Genomic DNA, 21,217 nt, shown 5'->3' on the forward strand with positions numbered 1-21,217 from the left:
GGGCGCCAGCAGCTGTCCCCCGCAGCTGCTGTGCGCCTGTCTTTACGCACGCTGAAACGGATAGAAATCCCCGCCGAGCGGGAGGATGCGCGTGAGTTCGTCGAGCGCGGTTTGCGTTTCGCCGACGAGCGCAGGATCGCCGAGATCCGCTGGAGCGAGTTCCTCGCGATAATGCTTTGTCACCCAGGCTTCGAGCGCATCGGCGAGCGCGTCCGTCAGGAAGAAGCCTTGCGCCGCGGCGGCGCGTTCTTCCGCGGTCATGACGATACGTAGGCGCAAGCACGCCGGACCGCCGCCATTGCGCATGCTTTCACGGACTTCGACGTATTCCACTTGCCCGATCGCAGCTCCCGGCGCAGCGACCATCTCTCGGACAAATTCAGCGGTGCGGTTATTTTCGCGCGTCTCGCTCGGCGCGACCAGCGTAAGCGACTTGGCGCCCGGCAAGCGTACGAGCTGCGAATTGAAGAGATAGGACGTGACCGCGTCTTCAAGACTAACGCGCGCGGATGGGACCTCCACAAAGACGGGTTCGAAACCCTGCGCCTTGGCGCGGATTTCGGCGTACAGCGCTGTTTTGTCGTCGAACGCCTCCTCGTGGTGGAAAAGCACGCACTCGTGCGCGACGGCGACGACGTCATTGTGGAAGGCGCCGGCATCGATCGCCTTGGCGGATTGCTTGGCGAACACAGTGCGATCGAAGTCGAGCGTGTGCCGACGCGCGATGGCTTGTGAGGCTTCGAGCGTTTGGCGGGCTGGAAAACCGATGCGCTGTTCGCTGGCCCGACGACCGTAGATGAAAATCTCAACGCCAGGCGCACCAGGGTTTGCCGCCATGCGCATATGATTGGCCGCGCCCTCATCCGAGAGCGCATCATGCGCCAACAATGCCGAATGCACGGCGAAGTGCTGTTCGTCCGGCAGCAAACGCCTCAGCGCCCGCTCTGTTTGCTCCGCTTCAAGCAAGCGGTGCAGCATGGTCTGCAGATTGGCGACGGAGGCGTGCAACTTGCCGTCAGCGCAGTCGGCGCTCGGTGAAATCGTGCCGGCGTTTGCCGCCCACATCGCAGAGGCCGCGAGGGCAGCGCGGCCAATGTTGGGTTCGCTCGTCCAGGCCCTTTCCCAGACCTCGCCATCGGACCCCGCGAAGCCGAGTGAGCGCAGCCAGGAGATGTTTGGCCGCTCATGCGGCGGCAACACGCCTTGGCTCAAGCCCAGTGCGCGCAAGCGGCGCATCTTTCCGATGCCCTGCAACGCCGCGTCGCGCGGCCGCGCGACCATGTCGCGATTGCGGGCCGACGCAAGGTTGCCCTCGGAGAGGCCCGCGTAATTGTGCGTCGGGCCAACTAGCCCGTCGAAATTGATCTCCTCCGCGCTCACGACGGCAGACCGGGCGCTGGAATCGGCGCAGCCTTTTCCGCGAGCTGCGTCGCTACAGGATAAGCCACGTAATCCGCCGCGTAATATGCGCTGGGACGCAGCGATCCGGAGAGTCCCGGCCCGCCAAACGGCATGCCGCTAGAGGCGCCGGTGGTAGGGCGATTCCAATTGAGGATGCCGGCGCGCATTTCATTCTTCACCCGCGCCCAAAGCGCTGGATCGTCACTAATCAGCCCGCCCGCGAGGCCGAAACGCGTGGCGTTGGCGATGTCGAGCGCGTGGTCGAAATCGTTGACGCGATATACTTGGAGCAACGGGCCAAACAATTCCTCGTCGGGCGGTGTGAGGCCGCTCACATCGACGATACCAGGGTGCACGAACGCGCCTGCGCGCTTGAGCGGCACGATCGATTTTCCGCCCGCGGCGAGCAAGCCCTGCTCCACCTTCACCGCGCGCTCAGCGGATTGCGCATTCACAACCGGACCAATAAACGGCTCAGGTGTTTGCGTTGCGGGACCCACGGCGATCCGGGCCGTCAGCTCCGCCAATGCCGCGACAATTGCGTCGCCTTCCGCACCTTGAGGTACGATCAGCCGGCGCGCGCAAGAGCAGCGCTGGCCGCTCGTGGCGAACGCCGAATGCACGATCAGATTGGCGGCGGCTTCGGCGTCAACCGGCGGCCAGACAATCAGCGGATTGTTGCCGCCGAGTTCAAGCGCCAGGACCACATCCGGCCGGCCGGCGAACTTCTTGTGGATGAATGCGCCGGTGTGGGCGGAGCCAGTGAAGAGCACACCGTTGAGGCCGTGCGAGTCGAGCAGCGCGGCGCCGGCAGCGCGACCTCCTTGCAGGAGGTTGAGAACGCCGGCAGGCAGGCCGGCTTCCTCCCAAGCTTCAACCATCAGCGCCGCAACACCTGGGGTGATTTCGCTAGGCTTGAACAAGACACAATTGCCGGCGAGCAACGCGGGCACGATGTGGCCGTTCGGCAGATGGCCGGGGAAGTTGAACGGCCCGAACACCGCCAGCACGCCGTGCGCGTGGTGTGCAAGAGTCATAGCGCCGAAGGCGGCCTTCTCCTCGCGGTCGCCAGCGCGTTCAGCTTGGGCGCGTATCGAAATTTCGATCTTGCCGATCATGGCCTGGACTTCGCCTTTGGCGTCCCAGAGCGCCTTGCCCATTTCGCGGCTGATCGTGCGCGCGATCTCGTCGGCGCGCCTTTCGATCGCCTTGCCGAACGCGCGAACGATGGCGAGGCGCTCCTCAAGCGGGCGGCGCGACCAGGCTGGAAACGCGAGCCGCGCCGCGGCCATCGCCTCGGCGACATCATCTGTGTTGGCTTCGCGACCTTCCCAAACCTTGTCGCCAGTCGCCGGATCATGCGAGGTGAAAACCGCGCCGCCGCCTTCGCGCCACACACCGCCGATATAGAGTTCAGTTCGCATCTTCCACCCAGATCAGAGCCTCAGCGCCGCTCTCAAGCTTAAGCGCAGCGAGCGTCGCCTCATCGACCTGCGCCGTGCCGTTGTTGAGCGTCGCGCGCGCGGAGACGCATCGGTAGCCTTGGATCCGCGGCGTCGCGACCAGCGCACGCTTCGAATTGGGACCCAATTGCGCCGCTTCAAGGCGCACGCGCTTGGTCTCACGCAACGTTCGGATGTGATCGCGCGGCGCACTCATCAGCGGACCGCCATCGAAAATGTCGACGACGTTGGAGAAGGTAAAACCTTCCCACTGCAATAGCCGCTCAGCGCCCTCGCCCGCATTGTGGCACTTGCCGATCACTTCGCGCGCGGCTTGGGGCAGCAGATCCACGTAGATCGGATGCTGCGGCATCAAATCGAGAATGAATTGGTTGTCGGTGATAGCGCTGAGCTTGTCGGCTTCGGAGAAATCCATGCGGAAGAAGTGACGGCCCACGGCTTCCCAAAATGGCGACACGCCTTCCGCCGACACCACACCGCGCAATTCGGAGACGACCTGATCGCGGAAGCGCTGCGGTTGCGCAGCCATCAGCACATAGCGGTTCTGCGCTAGTGCTCGGCCGATGCCGCCTGTGCGATGCTCCGGGCGCACGAACAGCGAGCCGACCTCAGTGCATCCCGTGAAATCGTTCACGCCGATCAGGACGCGCATGTCGAAGCGTTTGCCGACGACAGCAGAGGATTGCGCCTCGGTGATTACGCGGAAATTGAAGAACGGCGGGGTTTCGCCAATCGTCGCCTTCACACCACAGCAGCCGGCGATCTGGCCGCTCGCAAGGTGCTCGAGGGCCATGAAATAGCGTTCGGCGCCCGGGTTCTCCGCCGTTGACGCAAAGCTCGCTTCGGAAAGCGCGAGCTTTTCCGCCATCGCCTGGTCATCGAGCATGAGGCTGGTGAAGCCCGCTCCAGCGATCTCGCGCAATTGCTGGAAACCGCCCATATCGGCCGGACCGGCCGCGCGCATGACGTAGGTTGGCCCGCTCATGCGCGCAGGCTCCGCACGTCAAACAGGCCGCGCTCGACGCCAGCGAGCAGCAGGAAGGAAAGCTTGGCCCGCTCGGCAAAGCTTGGGATCAGCGCAAATTCCTGATCGCTGTGCAGGCCGCCGCCGCACGGACCGAGCGTGTCGATATTGGGGCAACCCGCGGCGGCGAGATTGTTGCCTTCGCAGACACCGCCAGAGGGGCGGAAGTTCAGATCGAGCCCGAGCGCTTCGCCAGCCTTGCGGGTCCAATTCACCATCGTGCGTTGCTGATCGTTGAGCGGCTTGGGCGGACGGGTGAAGCCGCCGTGCAGATGCGCACTAATGCCATCGCGCGTATTGGTCTCGGCGACGATGCGCGCAACTTGGGCTTCGCCCCATGTGGCGCTTGCCGCATCCGGCGCGCGCACGTTGAATCGCAGCACCGCGCCCTCCGGCACAACGTTGACGGCGCTGCCGCCGTCGATTGCGCCCACATTGAAAGTGACACCGTCGCGTTGGCCGTTGAGTGCATTGAGCGCCACAGCGGCACCAGCGGCGGCAACCACGGCGTTGCGACCGTCGTTGAAGGCGCGGCCCACGTGTGCAGCGCGACCGCGTATCGCCAGACTGTAATTGGCGGAGCCTTTGCGTGCATCGACCAACGCGCCGTCGGCCATCGCCGGCTCATAAGTCATGCCGAGGTGCGCACGCGCGCCAAGGGCCGCAAGCAATGGCGCGCTGGCTGGAGATCCAATCTCTTCATCGGGGTTCAGCAAGACTTCGTAGCCGACGCGCTTCTCGCCCGGCAAACGCTCGAACGCTTCCAGCGCGGCAAGCATCACGGCGATCCCACCCTTCATGTCGGCGACGCCCGGACCATGTATGAGTTCGCCTTCGCGCCATGGCTTCTGAAACGCGTGCGCGGCGGGAAAGACGGTATCGTAATGGCCGGTGAGCGCGATTTGCACCGGCGCTTCGGGCCGCACGCGCACACGGATTGAAGCGCCGTGCTCGATGTGCGCTACCTCCCCGTCGGGTCGGATACGTTGTGACGGCGCAAGCGCCACTTCCTCCGGCGCGCCCGGCAGCACAGCCACGGCGTCGAGCAACGACGCGCGCATCGAGGCGAGGCCAGCGAGTTCGAACGAGCCCGAGTTGGTCGCGGACCATGCCTCAGTGCGGGCGGCGAGCGCTTCAGTTTGCGTGTCGATTTCGCACAGCAATTGCACCGCATCGGCGCCCCACTCCGTGGAGGCCAGCGCGTTGATTTTATCGGCCGACATGCGCCGGAACTTGCCCATGCGGCATGTCCCTGTCCACCCCATTCCCATAGGCGACAAAGCAACCGCCAACAGCAACGGGCCCGGCTTTTGGCCGGGCCCGCGCTTAGGATTAGCCGTTGAGGCGAACGATTAGCGGAAGCTGATCGTCACCGCCGTACGGCGGTTCAGAGGCTCACGCACGCCGTCGCGGGTCGCACGGGCCAGGTCGGTTTCACCGCGCGCCTGCGTGGTGATCGCGCCAGCGCCGATGCCGCGCGCCACGAGAGCGTCACGCACCACCGAAGCACGACGCTCCGACAGGCCCTGGTTGTAGGTCGGCGAGCCCGACGTGTCCGTGTGGCCGACGACCACAACGCCCGAGACGTTGCACTGACGTGCGCGGTTCACGGCGGCGTCGATCGTTTCCAACGCGGCTTGGTTCAGGTTCGAGCGATCCCACTCGAAATACACGACGAATTCAGACGTCGGGCAGGCAACAGCAACCGGCGGCGGCGGCGGCGGCGGCGCTACCGGCGGCGGCGGCACAACGACCGGCGCCGGCTCGGCGCCAGCGAATTGCCAACGGAGGCCGATCGTGGCCGCAGTGTGCTCATAGTCAGCCGAGGCTTCCGAACCGGCGAGGGTAAATTCCGCGTCCGGGGCGGTGAAGTAGCGAACGCCGACGTCGAGGTCGAGGCGCTCAGTGAGGCTGAAAGCAAGACCAGCCAGCGCTTGATACGCCAGAACCGTGTCTTGATCGCTGCCGAACCCGTCAACGCCTGCGCCAATGCGCGCTGCGCCGACACCGACGCCGAGGTACGGCTCGATCGTACCGCCGCGGTTGAAGTCATAATACAGGTTGGCCATTGCCGACCACGAGCGGGCATAGCCCGTGATGTCCCCGCCATCGAGCGTGCCATCCGCTTCATTGTAACGGAAGCCGAGTTCCCCTTCAGCGCGGAAGCCGTTTTGGAAGGCGTAGCCAAGACCGAGGCCGCCCATCCAATCGCCTTCAAGATCCGTCTTCAGCTCGTCGCCGTCCACGTCGCCATCGAGGCTGGCGTCGATGCTGTAGCCAACGTCGGCGCGGCCGTACCAGCCCTCAGTCGCGTGGGCGACGCCACCGGCGCCGGCCATCAGCGCCGCAAGCGCGACGGTCTTGGTGATGCGTGATTTCATGATCATCCCTCTTACCGAATTTCCCCTGAGCAAGGGCATGCCGGAACGAGCCCGGCCACTCCCGCCTGCGTAGTCCTAAGAAGCCCAACGCCGTTACCGAACGATAAACGTGCGTTTTGGTTCCCGAACGTCAGTCCAAATAACCCTGTAATGTTTTGGGCGGCGGCGTCCACTAGATTAACGGTCCACCACTGCCCTTTCGGGCTATTTCGCCTCACTTTACCAGCGCTGCGTGTCGCCGGTGCGACAGCAGGTCCGAGCCTGACAAGGAGAGAGAAAAGGGGCCGCGCCCCCTCCCGACGCGGCCCCATCCCCTCATCGCCCCTGCGCGCATCCTCTCAGGCGAATACCCGAGGACGTCCCCCGCCGAACCAAGAAGGTGATCGCACTTTGTGCAGGGATGGGGCGGTGCGCCAAGTATCTTGGGCGCCTGTGGAATTCATTTCCCAAGCGATGTTGCGCCTCGACCACACGGGTCTGTGATCGGAACCCTTCGGCGTTGGGAGGGGTTGGCTTGGCGAACCCCTCAAGCGGAGATTGTCATGACTACCCCTGAAAAAGACCAGGATCCATACGCACCGCCGCCACGGCACACGGACAAGAGCGGTGCATTCGTCCGGGTGGCGATTTTGGGTGCGCTGCTCGCTGGCGCCACCTGGGGCTACCTGAACTTCGTGAGTGCGCCGCAGACCGCCTCGCTCGTCCCCGCCGCGGAAGAACAGACCTTTGCGGAAGCGCGCGCCCCCGACAGCGCGCCGCTGGGGAATGGGCCCACAACTCGCGAACCGGCGCCCGCTGCGCCCGCGAATTCGCCGCCCGCGGCTGCGCCAGCGGCGCCGCTGGAGCCAGTTCCGCCACCTGCGACCGCGATCGAGCCAGACGCACCTCCGCCGACGATCGATGGCCCCTCGGGCGACTAAATCCAGGCTACAGGTTGCGCGCGCGCGGGCGTCGGCTTAAGTGCACGCCCTCGCGCGCGAGCCCGTAGCTCAGTCGGTAGAGCATCTGACTTTTAATCAGAGGGTCGCGGGTTCGAATCCCGCCGGGCTCACCAAGCGCCCCGCTCGCTCGCGATCTATTCAGTTTTTGTCGCCGCCAGGGCCGCTGCCACAGCCTTCCGCCAGCCGATTTTCGTTTCCTCGCGCGCACTCCGGTCCATGCGCGGAGCCCAGCGCACAGTATCGCCGGCGCCCGCACCGTCGAGCGAACCGATCAGGCCCGCGCCAAGGGCCGCGAGTTTCGCCGCTCCAAGCGCGGTGACTTCCTGAAATTTGGGGCGCGCTACCTCGACGTCGCAAATGTCGGCGAGAAACTGCATCGCCCAATTGTTGGCCGTAAGGCCCCCATCGACCAGCAACGATTTGATCGGCGGCGCGCCGTCCGCGCGCAGAGCCTCAAGGAGATCGGCGGTTTGGTAAGCGACGGCCTCCAGACCGGCGCGGACGATGTGATCCAAGCGCGAGTCTCGGGTGAGACCAATGATCGTACCACGCGCTTCCGCGTTCCATTGCGGCGCGCCGAGGCCGGCGAACGCCGGCACGAGATAAACGCCGCCATTGTCCGCCAGGGCCGCCGCGATCGCTTCAGACTCGGCAGAATTCTTGATGAGCTTTAGTCCGTCACGCAGCCATTGCATTGTTGCGCCGGCGGAGAAGATCGAACCTTCGAGCGCGTAAGCAAAATCCTGCTTTGCCTGATAGCCGACGGTCGCCAGCAATCGATTGCGCGAATGCGGCGGCGCATCGCCCATATTCATGACGAGGAACGCACCGGTGCCATAGGTGACTTTCGCCATACCCGGCTTGAGGCAGCCGTGCCCCACGAGCGCGGCCTGTTGATCGCCTGCCATGCCGTGGATGGGAATCGGACGGCCGAAATGCTGCGTGTCCGTATCGCCGAAATGGGCGTCGCAAGCGGCGGTTTTCGGCAACAGCGCGCGCGGCACGTTGAAGAGCGCGCACATCTCGTCGCTCCAATCGCGCTCGGCGATGTCAAACAGCAAAGTGCGCGCGGCGTTCGTGACGTCGCTTATGTGCGAAGCGCCGTTTGTGAGACGCCACACGAGAAACGCGTCGATCGTGCCGAACGCGAGTTCGCCTTTTTCCGCGCGAGTGCGCAGCGACGCGTCCTGATCCAGAATCCACGCAATCTTCGTTGCGGAAAAATAGGGGTCGAGCAGAAGACCCGTAGTTTTCTGCACGCGCGCTTCATGCCCAGCTTCGCGGAGCCCGGCGCAGAGTTCGGACGTGCGTCGGTCCTGCCATACGATGGCCTTGTGCACGGGTGCGCCGGTTTTGCGATCCCATATGACGGTCGTTTCGCGCTGATTGGTGATTCCAATGGCGGCAACATTCGTCGCGCCCCCAACCTTTGCGATAACATCGCGGCAGACATTGAGCGTCGCGACCCAAATCTCTTCCGCGTCGTGCTCGACCCATCCCGGTTGGGGGTAATGCTGCTTAAGCTCGATTTGCGCGACGGCGACAGGATTGAAGTACAGATCGAACGCGATGGCGCGGGTCGAGGTCGTGCCTTGATCGATAGCGAGGATGTGTGTGCTCATAGGCGCAGAAGAAGGCGGGGAGGCGCCCAGGTCAACCATGGACCAGCGCCTCCCCGCGCGGGACCGGCGCTATCCGCGCGCGGCGGCCTCCGCAGTCTCGAGGGCAGCGCGGAAATTGGCGGAAGCGGCGCGCACGCGCGCCATCGCCACGTCCAGCTCATCCGCCGTCACCTGTCGCCCCGCCGCGACCATGGCTTCGACTTCGGCGCGGACCGCCGCGAGCTTGACGGCAAGGTCGTCAATGTTGCCGGCAATCGCGCCGCCAGCGGCGAGCGCCTTGGCGGCGGCGTCGAGCACGTCAGCGATGCGTTCGCGCGACTCGCTCGGCGCCAAGGGCAGAAACGTCGACAAAGCGGCGAGCAGCAATTGTAGCTGCATAATCCAATTCAGCATGATGTGTGCTCCTTAGCCGCGACGCGCACGGACGAGGTCTTCGAGTTCGGAGATGGGCGCGTCAGCCGCGAGAACGGCTTCGCTTAGGCGACGCGCTGCAATCGTGAGCGCGATTGCCGCACGCTCCAGCGTGGGCTGGCTTTCGCCGGACGCGGCTTCGAAGTCCGCGCGGGCTTGCACATAGGCTGTCACCGCGATCTGCAGCGTCTCCGCTGCCGGCGTCGCCACACGCTCCGCTTGCCCAAGCGCGCGCTTGAAGCCGATCGGCGTCGCCGGATCGCGCACGATGTCCGTGGCTTCTTCGATGATCGCCGCATAGGTGTGCAGCACTGCGTAAGCCCGCTGGTCAAGCGTGCGGGCGGCGGCGACTGGGTTCTCGATCCGGGTCTCGCCAACCTGCATGGATGCGCAGGCAGGCGTAAGGGTCAGCGCGCAGGCAAGCGCCAGCGCGCGCAAAGGATTGCGCATGGGATTGTCTCCTTTAGGTGATGGATGCGCGAGCGCGGGTGCGGCCCACGGCGACGCCGATCAGACCGAACGTCACGACGAGATCGATGAGCGCGCTGGCGGCCTCCTGGGCCGCCCCATCGGGTAGAATGACGCCGAGGCGCTCGGCGGCGGCGGCGATGGCGATCGCTGCGGCGCTGCGCAGCGTCAGCGATTGGATCGCGGATTTCTCTAGGGGTTGTGTGGTCATGAGCTTCCTCTCGTGGAGAAGAAGCCTAGGCGCGCACGGCGACCGGTCGGATAGAATCGCGGCGCGCCCCGCTAAGGGCACGCCGTTGTTTGTGTTTTTCGAAACAGACCTGCGGGATTAGGCGCGGCAAAGCGCGCTTTTGGCCTCGTCGTACTCGCGCTTAAGGCGCGCGATGCGGTCAGCGGCCGGAATGACCTCGTGCACCGAACCGACGCCTTGCCCCGCGCCCCAAATGTCCTTCCAAGCTTTCGCCTTTGAGCCTTCGCCGCCGCCGAAGCTCATCTTGCTTGGATCGCTCTGCGGCAGATTGTCCGGATCGAGGCCGGCCGAGGTGATCGACCCCTTCAGATAATTCCCGGACACGCCGGTGAAGAGATTGCTGTAAACGATGTCGCTCGCGGCGCTGTCGACGATCATTTGCTTGTACGCCTCGGGCGCATTGGCCTCCGTGGTCGCAATGAAGGCCGAACCCATATAAGCGAGGTCGGCGCCCATCGCCTGCGCCGCCAGAATGCCACGCCCGGTGGAGATCGCGCCCGACAACAAGAGCGGGCCGTCGAAGAATTCACGAATTTCCGAGATCAGCGCAAACGGCGATAGCGCGCCCGCGTGACCGCCCGCACCGGCGCACACGGCAATCAGGCCGTCCGCGCCCTTCTCCAGCGCCTTCTTGGCGAAAGTGACATTGATGATGTCATGCAAAACGATGCCGCCATAGGAGTGGATTGCGTCATTCACATCCGGGCGGGCGCCGAGCGAGGTGATCACGATCGGCACTTTGTGCTTCACGCACATCTCGACGTCGTGATCGAGGCGTTCGTTCGTCTTGTGCACGATCTGATTGACGGCAAACGGCGCCGACGGCGCGTCTGGGTTCGCCGCGTCATACGCCGCAAGGTCAGCCTTGATCTGCGTCAGCCATTCATCCAGCAACTCGGCCGGGCGCGCATTGAGCGCAGGGAACGAACCGACGATGCCAGCCTTGCATTGCGCGGTCACGAGAGCGGGATTGGCGATGATGAATTGTGGGGCGCCGACAACCGGCAGGCGTAGCTTGTCGAAAATTGGCGGCAGCGCCATCATCACTCTCCCTTGTTGCGCTTAGCCGTAGCTTCTTGGCAAAAGCGCGTCGATACATTCCATAACGTAAACTGGAGCGGAAATGTCTGAGCCTCTGCACCTGGGCGAGCCGGCCGACGAGGCCGCTTGGCGTGCGCTTGTCGAGCAAGGACTGAAGGGCGCGAAATGGGACCGCCTGGTCGGCAAAACCAGTGACGGCATCGCGCTCGAACCGCTTTATCGTGAAACGGATGTGGCGACGGCGCGCGATGCGTCGGGCTTCCCAGGTGCGGCGCCGTTTGTGCGTGGCGCCCGCCAAGGCGCTTGGCTCATCCGGCAAGCCTATGCGCATCCCGATCCAGAAAAGACGAACGCCGCGATTCTCGCCGATCTCGCCGGTGGTGTGGCGGCGATCGAATTGGTGATCGATCCGCGCGGCGAGCGCGGTGTGGCGATTAGCAATGGTGCCGCGCTCGATCTCGCGCTCGCGGATGTGATCCTTGAGGCCGCGCCCGTCTCGCTGGATGCCGGCGCGTTCGCCCTGCAGACGGCGGAGCTGCTTGAAACCAAGCTGCGCGGCGTCGCGGCAGTCGGCACAGCGTTCAACCTCGATCCGATTGGCGTGCTGATGCGCGATGGCGCGATCGGCGCGGACGATGTCGCGAGGGCCGCCACGTTCGCGGCGCGCGTGCGCAAAGAATTGCCGGCGGCGACGGCGGTGCGTGTCGATGCCCGACCGGTGCATGAAGCCGGTGGCACGGAGGCGCAAGAAATCGCGGCGGCGCTCTGCAGCGGCATCGCTTATCTGCGCGCGCTTACTGACGCTGGCCTGGCGGTCGGCGACGCCGCAGCGAGCGTGGCCTTTGCGATCGGCGTCGGCCCTGATGTTTTGATCGAAACCGCGAAGCTACGCGCGCTGCGCCTGTGTTGGGCGCGTGTGCAGGAAGCTTCCGGCGCCGCGCCTGCGGAACGTGCGGCGCGCATCCATGCTTTCACGGGCGCGCGGATGCTGACGCGCCACGATGCACAAACCAACATCCTGCGCATCACCACAGCGGCCTTCGCGGCAGCCATTGGCGGCGCGGATGTGATCACCACGTCGAACTTCACTGATGCGCTCGGCGGGCCGTCGCCTTTCGCGCGCCGCGTCGCGCGCAACACGCAGCACGTGCTGCTGGAAGAATGTCGCTTGGGGCATGTCGCCGATCCGGCGGGCGGGTCGTGGTTCGTGGAAAAACTGACGCGCGAATTGGCCGACAAGGCTTGGGCCTTGATGCAGCAGATCGAAGCGCAAGGCGGCATCGTCGCGGCGCTGCAATCCGGTTGGCTACAGGGCGCGATCGGCGAGGCCCGCACAGCACGTCAGCGCGCGATCGCGACGCGCCGCGAAACCATCACTGGCGTCACCGACTTCCCGCTCCTCGGCGCCAAGGCGCCGGAGGTGGACGCATCAGACCGCAGGCTCCCGGCCGGCAAAACACATGCAAACGCGCTGCCCTCGATCCGTTGGGCTGAGCCCTTCGAAGCGCTGCGCGACCGGGCGGAACCCGCCTCCCCCCGCGTCTTCTTCGCCACCATGGCCACACTCGCAGAGTTCGGCCCGCGGTCGCAATTCTCGCGCAATCTGCTTGCGGTCGGCGGCATCGCCGCCCTCGGCCCGGAAGAAGCGTACGGCACAATGGAGGCGCTGATCGACGCGTTCCGCGCCTCCGGCGCCAAGGTCGCACTGATCGCCAGCACCGATGCTTGCTACGCTGACCATGCTGAGAATTGTGCGCAACGCCTGAAGGCTGCCGGCGCTGATTGGGTCGTGCTCGCGGGCAAACCGGGCGAGAACGAGGCGCAATGGCGCGCCGCTGGAATCGATCAATTCGTCTTCGTGGGCCAGGACGTGGTGAAAGAACTTGAGACGCTGCACGCGGCGTTGGGGATTGCACAATGAGCTTGCCCGATTTCTCCAAGCTCGCGCTGAGCCCTGATGTCGTCGCCGGTTCACCTGCCGGCGGCGAGCCGTGGCTCACGCCTGAAGGCATCGCGGTGAAGACGGCTTACACGGCCGCCGATCGCGCGGGGCTCGACTTCGTTGACGGTTTCCCCGGCCTCGCGCCGTTCGGACGCGGCCCGTATCCGACCATGTACGTGCAGCAACCGTGGACGATCCGTCAGTATGCGGGTTTCTCGACTGCGGAAGAATCCAACGCTTTCTATCGTCGCAATCTGGCGGCGGGTCAGAAGGGTCTCTCGGTCGCGTTCGATCTGGCGACGCACCGCGGCTACGATTCCGATCACCCGCGCGTGCTGGGCGATGTCGGGATGGCCGGCGTGGCGATCGATTCGATCTATGACATGCGCACGCTCTTCAGCGGCATCCCGCTTGATCAGATGAGCGTGTCGATGACGATGAACGGCGCCGTGTTGCCAATCATGGCGCTCTATATTGTCGCCGGCGAAGAGCAGAACGTGCCGCACGCCAAGCTCAGCGGCACGATCCAGAACGACATCCTCAAAGAATTCATGGTGCGGAATACGTTCATCTATCCGCCCAAACCGTCGATGCGCATCGTCGGCGACATCTTCGCCTACACCGCCAACGAGATGCCGAAATTCAATTCGATCTCGATCAGCGGCTATCACATGCAGGAGGCTGGCGCGACGGCCGACCTTGAGCTTGGCTATACGCTTGCCGACGGCGTCGAATACATTCGCGCGGGCATCGCCGGCGGCTTGGACGTCGACAAATTCGCGCCGCGCCTCTCCTTCTTCTGGGCGATCGGCATGAACCCGTTCATGGAAATCGCCAAGATGCGCGCCGCGCGTCTGCTTTGGGCCAAGCTCGTCGGCCAATTTGGCGCGTCGGACAAATCGCGCGCGCTGCGCACGCACTGCCAAACCTCTGGCTGGTCGCTCACCGCGCAGGACGTTTACAACAACGCGATCCGCACCTGCGTTGAAGCGATGGCGGCGGCCTATGGCGGCACCCAATCGCTGCACACCAATTCGCTCGATGAAGCGTTGGCGCTGCCGACGGATTTCTCCGCGCGCATCGCCCGCAACACGCAAATCCTGCTGCAAAGCGAAGGCGGCGTCTGCCGCCCGGCCGATCCGTGGGGCGGCTCGTATTATGTCGAACGTCTCACCGCCGATCTCGCAGCGAAGGCATGGGCGCATATCGAGGAGGTCGAGAAGCTCGGCGGCATGGCGCAAGCGATCGATCAAGGCTTGCCGAAAGCGCGCATTGAGGAAGCCGCCGCACGCACACAGGCGCGCATCGATACCGGGCACCAAACCATCGTTGGCGTGAACAAGTATAAGCTCGACGAAGCCGAAGACATTCCGGTGCTCAAGGTCGATAACGCCAAGGTGCGCGCGATGCAGCTTGAGAAGCTGACGCGCCTAAAGGCGGAGCGGAAGCAGGCTGAAGTCGATGCGGCGCTCACGGCGCTGGAGAACGGCGCGCGCGGCAAAGGCAATTTGCTGGAGCTTGCCGTGAACGCAGCGCGCGCGAAAGCGACGGTGGGCGAAATGTCGTCGGCTTTGGAGCGTGCATTCAATCGCCACCAGCCGCCGATACGTTTGGTGACGGGCGTGTTCTCGCGCGAAGCGGGCAGCGATGTCGCCGTGGAACGCGCGCGCCAGAGCGTGGCGGCGTTCCAGGAAGCAGAAGGCAGCCGCCCGCGCATTCTCGTCGCCAAGATGGGCCAGGACGGGCACGATCGCGGGCAGAAGGTGGTCGCGAGCGCGTTCTCGGATATCGGCTTCGAGGTCGAGATCGGGCCATTGTTTGCAACGCCCGAGGAAGTCGCGGAGCAAGCGATCGCGAAAGGCGTGCACGTGGTCGGCGTGTCGTCGCTCGCGGCCGGGCATTTGACGCTGACACCCGCGTTGCGCTCGGCCCTACTCGAGCGCGGCCGCGGCGATATCATGATCGTCGTCGGCGGCGTCATCCCGCCCGAAGATGTGCCGACGCTGAAGGACATGGGCGCGGCAGCGGTCTATCCGCCGGGCGGCGTCATCGCGGATATCGCGCAGGATTTGCTGAGCGCGTTGAATGAGAAGCTGGGCTACTCGCAGCCCGCTCGGCGGGGTTGATGCAATCGGCCTACATCACCACAACCGGACGCGCAGCCCTTGCATTGCTGGTCGCCGCCATTGTTGGCCCCGTAATATTATGGATCAGCGAAATCGCATTCTGGACGCTGCGCAATAGGCGTCCAGACTTCGCAGGTTGGCCGGAGCTTATCGCGACGATTGGCGCGCTCGTTGCGATAGGTACGCCAATGCTTTCGCTTTTTTTGCTTTTTGTCGGATTTCCAGCATGGCTGGCGCTTGATGTGACCGGACGCCGCTCCTGGCGCTGGTTGGTCGCGACGGGCGCGCTACTTGGCTTTGCTGTGAGCCTCTGGATCAAGGTTGCGCTTGCTTATGTTCCGAGCCCACGCAACACGGAAGGCTTCCAGGATGGCCTTGTATTCGACTACGAAGGCGCGGTCGTAGCGACGCCCGCCGGAATCACCGCTCATGGCTGGTGGACCGCCCTCGTTGAGGCGCTTCCCTCAGCCCTAGCGTGCGCATTGCTGGGGCTCGTCATCTGGCGCATCGCATATCGCCGAATTGCCCCCACATGAGAACGCCCCTCGTCTTTTCCGCAGTCCCCGCCACAGCCCGCGGCGCCCTCGGCTTAGGCGCGAGCGGATTACAACGATCACGCCGGCGAATATGCGGCGCGATACAACGCGGCGATATTGGCACCTAATGACTAGACTTTTGCTCGCCCTCTCCGCCATCCTAGCCATCGCCTACGGCGCGTTCGGCACTTCGCTCTATGAAGGCCCGCCGCCTTATGTGATCGGCACGATCTTCAAGGCGTCGAGCATCGTGATCCTCGGCGTTATCGCACTGCTAGCACGGTCGCGCTTGCTGGCGGCGGGGCTTTTCTTTGGGGCGCTGGGCGATGCGTTGCTGGCGTGGAGCTCGGAGACGTTTCTCTATGGCGCGTTCGCGTTCCTGATCGGCCATCTCTTCTACATCACGCTCTTCCTGCGCAGCGGCTTAGGCATTGGCGCCGCGTTGAAGAGCCCGCCGCGGCTGCTGGGCGCGCTCGCGCTGATCGTCGCGTGCTTCGTGATGACGTATCTGCTCGTGCCGCGCGATAATGCGATGTTCACGCCGCTCGCGGTTTACACCGGCGTGCTGACTTTGATGGCGCTCTGCTCGTTCACGCTGCCGGCGACGCGTTGGCTGGTGATGGCGGGCGCGGTGTTGTTCTTCATCTCCGACGGCTTCGTCGCCTGGAATATGTTCCATAACGATCCCGACCCAACGCTCGCCTATTGGCGCAACTTCGCCGGCTGGATGATCTATTGGGCGGGCCAAGCTGGGATATGCATAGGCGCGCTGGGGCTGCACAAGCAATCGCCTTGAGCGCGGCGAGCGGCTAGCGTGCCGCGATGTCCGCCAACCTTGATTCCGCCCGCGAAACGCTGCGCCGCGTGTTTGGCCACGATGATTTTCGTGGGCTGCAGGCGGATGTGATCGCCGAGGTGTTGGAAGGCCGCGACGTGATGGCGGTGCTGCCCACGGGCGGCGGCAAGAGCTTCTGCTATCAGATACCCGCAATGCTGAGGCCGGGCGTCGGCTTGGTGGTCTCGCCTCTGATCGCGCTGATGCAGGATCAGGTGGCTGCATTGCGTGCGGCGGGCGTTGCGGCGGCGCGACTGGATTCCACGCTCGATCGCGATGCGCGCCGCGAATGGTTGAATGCAGCGCGCGATGGCAAGCTCGATCTACTTTACGTCTCGCCCGAAGGCTTGTTCGCGCAAGGCTTCCTCGATTTCCTCGAACAATGCCCTATCGCGCTGATCGCCATCGACGAAGCGCACTGCGTCAGCCAATGGGGGCACGATTTCCGCCCCGATTATCGCGCGCTGGGGCGGCTGGCCGAGCTTTTCCCAAACGTGCCGCGCATGGCGGTGACGGCGACGGCGGACCTGAAGACGCAAGCTGATATCCGCACGCAGCTCCGCCTTGAGCACGCCAAGAGCTTCATCGCCTCGTTCGATCGCCCGAATCTTGTGCTTGCAGCCGAGCGCAAATCGACGAAGCCGCAAGAGCGCATTTTCGATTTGGTGCGCGCGCGGCGCGGCAAATCGGGCATCATTTACGCGGCCACGCGTGACAACGTCGATAAGACGGCGGCGGCGTTGCAAGCGCAGAAGATCCCCGCGCTCGCCTATCATGCAGGCCTCGACACCGGCTTGCGCGCGGAGCGGCAACATAAATTCCAGGAAGAAGACGACGTGGTGATGGTCGCCACCATCGCCTTCGGCATGGGTGTCGATAAGCCGGACGTGCGCTACGTGATCCACGCGGACTCGCCGAAGAGCATTGAAGCCTATTGGCAGGAAGTTGGCCGCGGCGGGCGCGACGGCGAGACCGCCGAGGGCTTTTGCATCTATTCGGCGTCGGACCTCCGCCGCTCGGTGATGTTCGCCAACCAATCGAACGCGAGCGAGCAAGTCAAAGCCGTGCAGATCAAGAAGGCACGACAGCTCTTCGCCTATCTCGACGGCCTCACCTGCCGGCGCGCCGGCGTACGGCGCTATTTTGGCGAGGAAGTCGTCGAGCCTTGCGGCGTCTGCGATATCTGCACCGACCCGCCAGCTTCCATCGACGCGACAGAACTTGCCGCCAAGGCCATCTCCGCGGTGATGCGCATGGATCAGCGTGTTGGGCGTGGGCGGGTCGTGAACCATTTACTCGGCCGCACCGGCGACGGGCTCGATGAGCAATATGCCACGCGCACCACCTTCGGCATCGGCGCCGACCAGCCCGAGCCGATTTGGCGCAATGTGATCGAGCATTTGCTGTTTGAAGGCGTGCTCAGCGAAGGCGATGATCAGCGCCCGACGCTCTCCATCGGCGACGACGAAGCCGTGCGCGCGATCTTCCGCAAGGAACGGACAGTCCGTATTCGCGAAGCGGCGAAATCGACGCGGCGCAGCAAGGAAGAACGCCGCGCCTCGCGTGACGCGAAGGGCGCGGTGAAGGCGGCATTCACCGGCGCTGACGCTAAATTGTTTGAAGCGCTACGCACCTGGCGACTCGATGCGGCGCAAACGCAAGGCGTACCGCCCTATGTGATCCTGCATGACGCGACCTTGGCCGCGATCGTCAACACGAAGCCTTCAAACCTCGTGGGGCTCGGCAAAGTTCCCGGCATCGGCGAAGCCAAGCTCAAGAAATATGGCGCCGAAGTGCTGGCCGTCGTGATCGCAGGCTGCTGAGCAAAGCGTAAGTTGACCCATCGCCCCGGCGCTCCAGATTGGGGCCAGGAGGACACATGTCTAACCAAAACACAGAAAAGCTTCGTGAGCGCGCCGCGCGTGAAATCGCCATTGCGCAGGCCACGGGCTCCAAGGCGCATGCGAGCCCGGACTTCCGGCAGATTTTCATCGAGCGCCGTGACGGCACGCGCGAAACGGTGCGGCTCGCGCCGCGCCCACACTGAGGCGCTTTAGGCGTCTTCGCTTTCAAGGACACGACGCGCGGCGACAACACCGTGGCGCGCAAGCTCTGCCGCCTGCTCGACCCATTCTTCCTGAGTGATCCGCCCGCGCAGGCGGAAATAACGATCGATCCAAGCGACGTGCTCTGGCGCCCAAGCTGCGATCTGATCGAAATGGAAGACACCAATCGCATTGAGCGTGCTTTGCTGAAGCGCGCTGACGTTCTCGATCAGCGTGAAGTCATCCGGCGCACCGTTCCGCGCCGCCGTGAGCACAGGCGGCTTGCGCGGCGTAGTTGTTGGGACGGGAGGCGACGCCGGCACTTCGTCAGCTTCGACTGCAACGGGCGCGGCAATGGTTTGCACCACCACCTGCGGCGGGCGGGCTTCGAGGTGGCGCAGACGCGCTTCGAGATAGCGGGCGCGCCATTTCCAACGATCGGGATCGGGACCAGCTTCCAACGCAGCCGCCGGTTGGGGCTCTGGTGTCGGCGCGGGTTCTGGTTCGGGCGCGGAAACCGCTGCCAGCTCCGCCGAACGTGCGGCGTCAGCCTGTAGATAAGCGACGCGGCGTTCCAGATAGAGCAAACGCCAGCGCAGCAGAATGTCGACATCCGCGTTGGCGGCGAATGGCGCGGGTTCCTCTGCGGGCGTCCCCGTCACACTCTCGGGGCCGCCTTCAACAACCGACGTCAGTGCGCGTACTTGCTGTTCGAGATAATGGGCGCGCGCCTCCGCATCGCGGGCGCGCCATTCGAGGACCGGCGGCTCTGGCTCTTGTCCTCCCTCCAGCGCCTCCGCCGCAGGCGGCAGTAGCGCTTCGATCTGCTCTGCCGCGGCGCGACCTTCGAGATATTTCACGCGCTGCTCGAAATAGCGCAAACGCCAGGACTGCAGCGCAAGCGTCTCTTCGTCGATAAGTGGCTCGACCGGTTCGGCGATCACTTCCACTTCGCGCGCGCGCTCCTCCTCGTGGCCCGCCACGAGCGCGCGCAGACGCTCGATCTCGGCGTTCTCCTCGCGCTGGTCTGAGAGGCCGCGTTGCAGCTGCGCCAGTTGGGCCGCGTGTTCATCGGCGCGCTCACGCGCTTGGCCGAGCAAGCTCTCCAGTTCGACGATGCGGCTGTTGCGGACCTCCAGCTGCCGACGCAACGCATCAATCTCGATGCTGGCGGCCGCGTCGTCGTGGGCGATTGCCTCTCCGGCAGCAAGACGCGCCAGATCGCGCACAAGCGCTTCGCGGTCGCGCCGCAGCTTGGCGTCAACGGGCGCCGCGCGCTGGGCGGCATAGGCCCACCCGGCAAGAGCAGCGAACACCGCGGTCAAGAACAGCCAGAGCGACAATTGTCCGATCAGATAGATCATCGCGTCACCCGCTCACGTAAAATTCGATGCGTCGGTTGGAGGCTTGGCCGGCCGGGGTGGCGTTACTGGCGCGCGGGCGGTCGGGGCCGTAACCGCGCGCAGTGAGGCGTGAGCGCGCCACGCCCTGGCCGGAAAGGTAGTTCGCCACCGCGTCCGCTCGCGTCTGCGACAGGCTCATGTTGAGATCGCGCGCGCCGGTGTTGTCGGTGTGGCCAGCCACTTCGATCGAGAAGCGGTCGCAGCGCAGCGCCACGGAGGCCAGCGAGTCCAGCACTTGACGGCTTGAGGGATCAATCGCCGATGAACCCGGTGCGAAATTGATGACGTTGCGCTCCATCAAGCGATCGAACGCGCGTTCGCAGGTTTCGGCGTCCCCGTTTGAAAGATTGAGACCTTGAAGTTCAGGATGATCGACATCGAGACCATCGATCGTCACAGCCAAGCGCGAGCGGAACGGCGCGGGCGGCTCATCGAACGCGGCGCGCAGCGCCTCCACCGCCGCCTGGCCGCCATCCCCGATGACGACGAGTTGGTTGTCAACGATGCGCGCCTCCCCGGTGTTCAAATCAGCCAGCAGGCGAATGGCGTCGCGGGCCACGGCGGTGAATGCCGGCGACGGCGCCCCGCCCGCGACGTGCATTTCATCAATCGCTTCGGCCGTCGGAAACGCCTGCGCCGCCGCTGTCAGCAGATCGGCGCGCGCGTTTTCGCTGGGTACGGCGCCGGAGAGCACGACGCGCGAACCATCGCGGCGTACATTCCAAGCGTACGGCCGCTCAAACGCTCCGAGCGTGACGTCGGACGTATCGACGCTTGTGACGCCTCCGCTCCATGCCCCGCCATGGCCGGCCGCCGTCAGCGCGGCGCGCGCAGCGCTGGCAATGTCAGCTTCATCCTCGACGATGCCGCTCAGCACAGCTTGTTGGCCTTCCATGCGCACGGAAAGGCCCGGAAAGCCGGCGGCGAGCAACGCCGTCTCCACACGCTCTTCCAGCACGGCAGGCATGCGCCACACAGCGCCCGCGTGCGGCGACAGCATACCGAGCAGAGCGGCCAAGGCCGCGCCCGCGAGGCCAACCCACAGCAGAGGCCGATCCTTGTTTGGCTTGTCCGGATCGAAACTGGTCATCGGGCGCGTCGCACCTGGGCTTCACTCAGCGCACTGCGCAGCTGATCGATTTCGCGTTGCTCCGTACGGCGGCGTTGGCCGGCCAAAAACGCGAACAGGCGCCAGCCCAGGGCGAAGCCAATCAGGCCCGCCGCCGCGAACAAGATCACCTGGGACAAGAGCAGACCGATCATAATTCCCGCGCCACGCGCAGAAGAGCGCACTTAACGCCCTTCTAATGCCTGGCGATCTAGGCGAA

The 21,217-nt window shown here is 64.7% G+C and carries 20 protein-coding genes and 1 tRNA gene; 8 read left to right on the forward strand and 13 right to left on the reverse strand.

Annotated features, from left to right (window positions below; genetic code table 11):
• Positions 1 to 42: 42 nt before the first annotated feature.
• From astB to VF769_RS03280, 5 genes are all read right to left on the reverse strand, one after another.
• Complete coding sequence (astB, locus tag VF769_RS03260; RefSeq protein WP_331006932.1) at positions 43 to 1,380, reverse strand: N-succinylarginine dihydrolase; 1,338 nt, start codon at positions 1,378 to 1,380, stop codon at positions 43 to 45.
• The gene (gene astD / locus VF769_RS03265; protein ID WP_331006933.1) at positions 1,377 to 2,825 is read right to left on the reverse strand and encodes a succinylglutamate-semialdehyde dehydrogenase; all 1,449 of its coding nucleotides are present in this window, start codon (positions 2,823 to 2,825) and stop codon (positions 1,377 to 1,379) included. The genes astB and astD overlap by 4 nt, the downstream gene beginning before the upstream one ends.
• A complete protein-coding gene (locus VF769_RS03270; RefSeq protein ID WP_331006934.1) occupies positions 2,815 to 3,849 on the reverse strand; it encodes an arginine N-succinyltransferase in 1,035 nt (344 codons plus the stop codon). Before VF769_RS03270 ends, astD begins: the two co-directional genes overlap by 11 nt.
• Positions 3,846 to 5,129, reverse strand: coding sequence for a hydrolase (locus VF769_RS03275; protein ID WP_331006935.1), 1,284 nt, complete (start codon positions 5,127 to 5,129; stop codon positions 3,846 to 3,848). Before VF769_RS03275 ends, VF769_RS03270 begins: the two co-directional genes overlap by 4 nt.
• A 111-nt stretch (positions 5,130 to 5,240) precedes the next feature.
• A complete protein-coding gene (locus tag VF769_RS03280; protein ID WP_331006936.1) occupies positions 5,241 to 6,269 on the reverse strand; it encodes an OmpA family protein in 1,029 nt (342 codons plus the stop codon).
• 542 nt (positions 6,270 to 6,811) lie between these two features.
• Here VF769_RS03280 and VF769_RS03285 point away from each other — a divergent pair.
• Complete coding sequence (locus VF769_RS03285) at positions 6,812 to 7,189, forward strand: hypothetical protein (RefSeq protein WP_331006937.1); 378 nt, start codon at positions 6,812 to 6,814, stop codon at positions 7,187 to 7,189.
• A gap of 58 nt (positions 7,190 to 7,247) precedes the next feature.
• Positions 7,248 to 7,323, forward strand: a tRNA-Lys gene (locus tag VF769_RS03290).
• Positions 7,324 to 7,344: 21 nt separating this feature from the next.
• Here the strand turns inward: VF769_RS03290 and glpK are convergent.
• From glpK to VF769_RS03315, 5 genes are all read right to left on the reverse strand, one after another.
• Positions 7,345 to 8,832: a glycerol kinase GlpK gene (gene glpK, locus VF769_RS03295; protein WP_331006938.1), complete on the reverse strand. Its 1,488-nt coding sequence runs from the start codon at positions 8,830 to 8,832 to the stop codon at positions 7,345 to 7,347.
• Positions 8,833 to 8,901: 69 nt separating this feature from the next.
• The gene (locus VF769_RS03300; protein ID WP_331006939.1) at positions 8,902 to 9,225 is read right to left on the reverse strand and encodes a hypothetical protein; all 324 of its coding nucleotides are present in this window, start codon (positions 9,223 to 9,225) and stop codon (positions 8,902 to 8,904) included.
• Positions 9,226 to 9,237: 12 nt separating this feature from the next.
• Positions 9,238 to 9,693, reverse strand: a complete 456-nt coding sequence (locus VF769_RS03305; protein ID WP_331006940.1) for a hypothetical protein — start codon at positions 9,691 to 9,693, stop codon at positions 9,238 to 9,240.
• Positions 9,694 to 9,706: 13 nt separating this feature from the next.
• Complete coding sequence (locus VF769_RS03310; RefSeq protein WP_331006941.1) at positions 9,707 to 9,922, reverse strand: hypothetical protein; 216 nt, start codon at positions 9,920 to 9,922, stop codon at positions 9,707 to 9,709.
• Between the two features lie 117 nt (positions 9,923 to 10,039).
• Positions 10,040 to 11,002, reverse strand: coding sequence for a nitronate monooxygenase family protein (locus VF769_RS03315; RefSeq protein ID WP_331006942.1), 963 nt, complete (start codon positions 11,000 to 11,002; stop codon positions 10,040 to 10,042).
• 82 nt (positions 11,003 to 11,084) lie between these two features.
• Between VF769_RS03315 and VF769_RS03320 the strand changes: the two genes are divergently transcribed.
• The 6 genes from VF769_RS03320 to VF769_RS03345 all read left to right on the forward strand — a co-directional run bounded on the left by VF769_RS03320 (position 11,085) and on the right by VF769_RS03345 (position 18,488).
• Positions 11,085 to 12,923 (forward strand): methylmalonyl-CoA mutase family protein, encoded by a 1,839-nt coding sequence (locus VF769_RS03320; RefSeq protein ID WP_331006943.1) that lies wholly within the window; start codon positions 11,085 to 11,087, stop codon positions 12,921 to 12,923.
• Positions 12,920 to 15,070, forward strand: a complete 2,151-nt coding sequence (gene scpA / locus VF769_RS03325; protein WP_331006944.1) for a methylmalonyl-CoA mutase — start codon at positions 12,920 to 12,922, stop codon at positions 15,068 to 15,070. The genes VF769_RS03320 and scpA overlap by 4 nt, the downstream gene beginning before the upstream one ends.
• Positions 15,070 to 15,606 (forward strand): hypothetical protein, encoded by a 537-nt coding sequence (locus VF769_RS03330; RefSeq protein WP_331006945.1) that lies wholly within the window; start codon positions 15,070 to 15,072, stop codon positions 15,604 to 15,606. The genes scpA and VF769_RS03330 overlap by 1 nt, the downstream gene beginning before the upstream one ends.
• A gap of 127 nt (positions 15,607 to 15,733) precedes the next feature.
• Positions 15,734 to 16,402 carry a lysoplasmalogenase gene (locus VF769_RS03335; RefSeq protein WP_331006946.1) on the forward strand — a complete coding sequence of 223 codons (669 nt, stop codon included), beginning with the start codon at positions 15,734 to 15,736 and terminating at the stop codon, positions 16,400 to 16,402.
• A 26-nt stretch (positions 16,403 to 16,428) separates the two neighbouring features.
• Positions 16,429 to 18,264, forward strand: coding sequence for a DNA helicase RecQ (recQ, locus tag VF769_RS03340; RefSeq protein ID WP_331006947.1), 1,836 nt, complete (start codon positions 16,429 to 16,431; stop codon positions 18,262 to 18,264).
• A gap of 56 nt (positions 18,265 to 18,320) precedes the next feature.
• Positions 18,321 to 18,488, forward strand: coding sequence for a hypothetical protein (locus VF769_RS03345; protein ID WP_331006948.1), 168 nt, complete (start codon positions 18,321 to 18,323; stop codon positions 18,486 to 18,488).
• Positions 18,489 to 18,494: 6 nt separating this feature from the next.
• Here the strand turns inward: VF769_RS03345 and VF769_RS03350 are convergent, their stop codons facing one another.
• Genes VF769_RS03350 through VF769_RS03360 form a run of 3 tightly spaced genes read right to left on the reverse strand, consistent with a single transcriptional unit; the run spans position 18,495 to position 21,152 of the window.
• The gene (locus VF769_RS03350; RefSeq protein WP_331006949.1) at positions 18,495 to 19,850 is read right to left on the reverse strand and encodes a hypothetical protein; all 1,356 of its coding nucleotides are present in this window, start codon (positions 19,848 to 19,850) and stop codon (positions 18,495 to 18,497) included.
• A gap of 4 nt (positions 19,851 to 19,854) precedes the next feature.
• Entirely contained in the window at positions 19,855 to 20,979 is a 1,125-nt protein-coding gene (locus tag VF769_RS03355; protein WP_331006950.1) for an OmpA family protein, read from the reverse strand.
• Positions 20,976 to 21,152, reverse strand: a complete 177-nt coding sequence (locus VF769_RS03360) for a hypothetical protein (protein ID WP_331006951.1) — start codon at positions 21,150 to 21,152, stop codon at positions 20,976 to 20,978. The genes VF769_RS03355 and VF769_RS03360 overlap by 4 nt, the downstream gene beginning before the upstream one ends.
• Positions 21,153 to 21,217 lie beyond the last annotated feature (65 nt).

The organism is Vitreimonas sp. (genome assembly GCF_036392335.1).
Classification (GTDB): domain Bacteria; phylum Pseudomonadota; class Alphaproteobacteria; order Caulobacterales; family Aquidulcibacteraceae; genus Vitreimonas.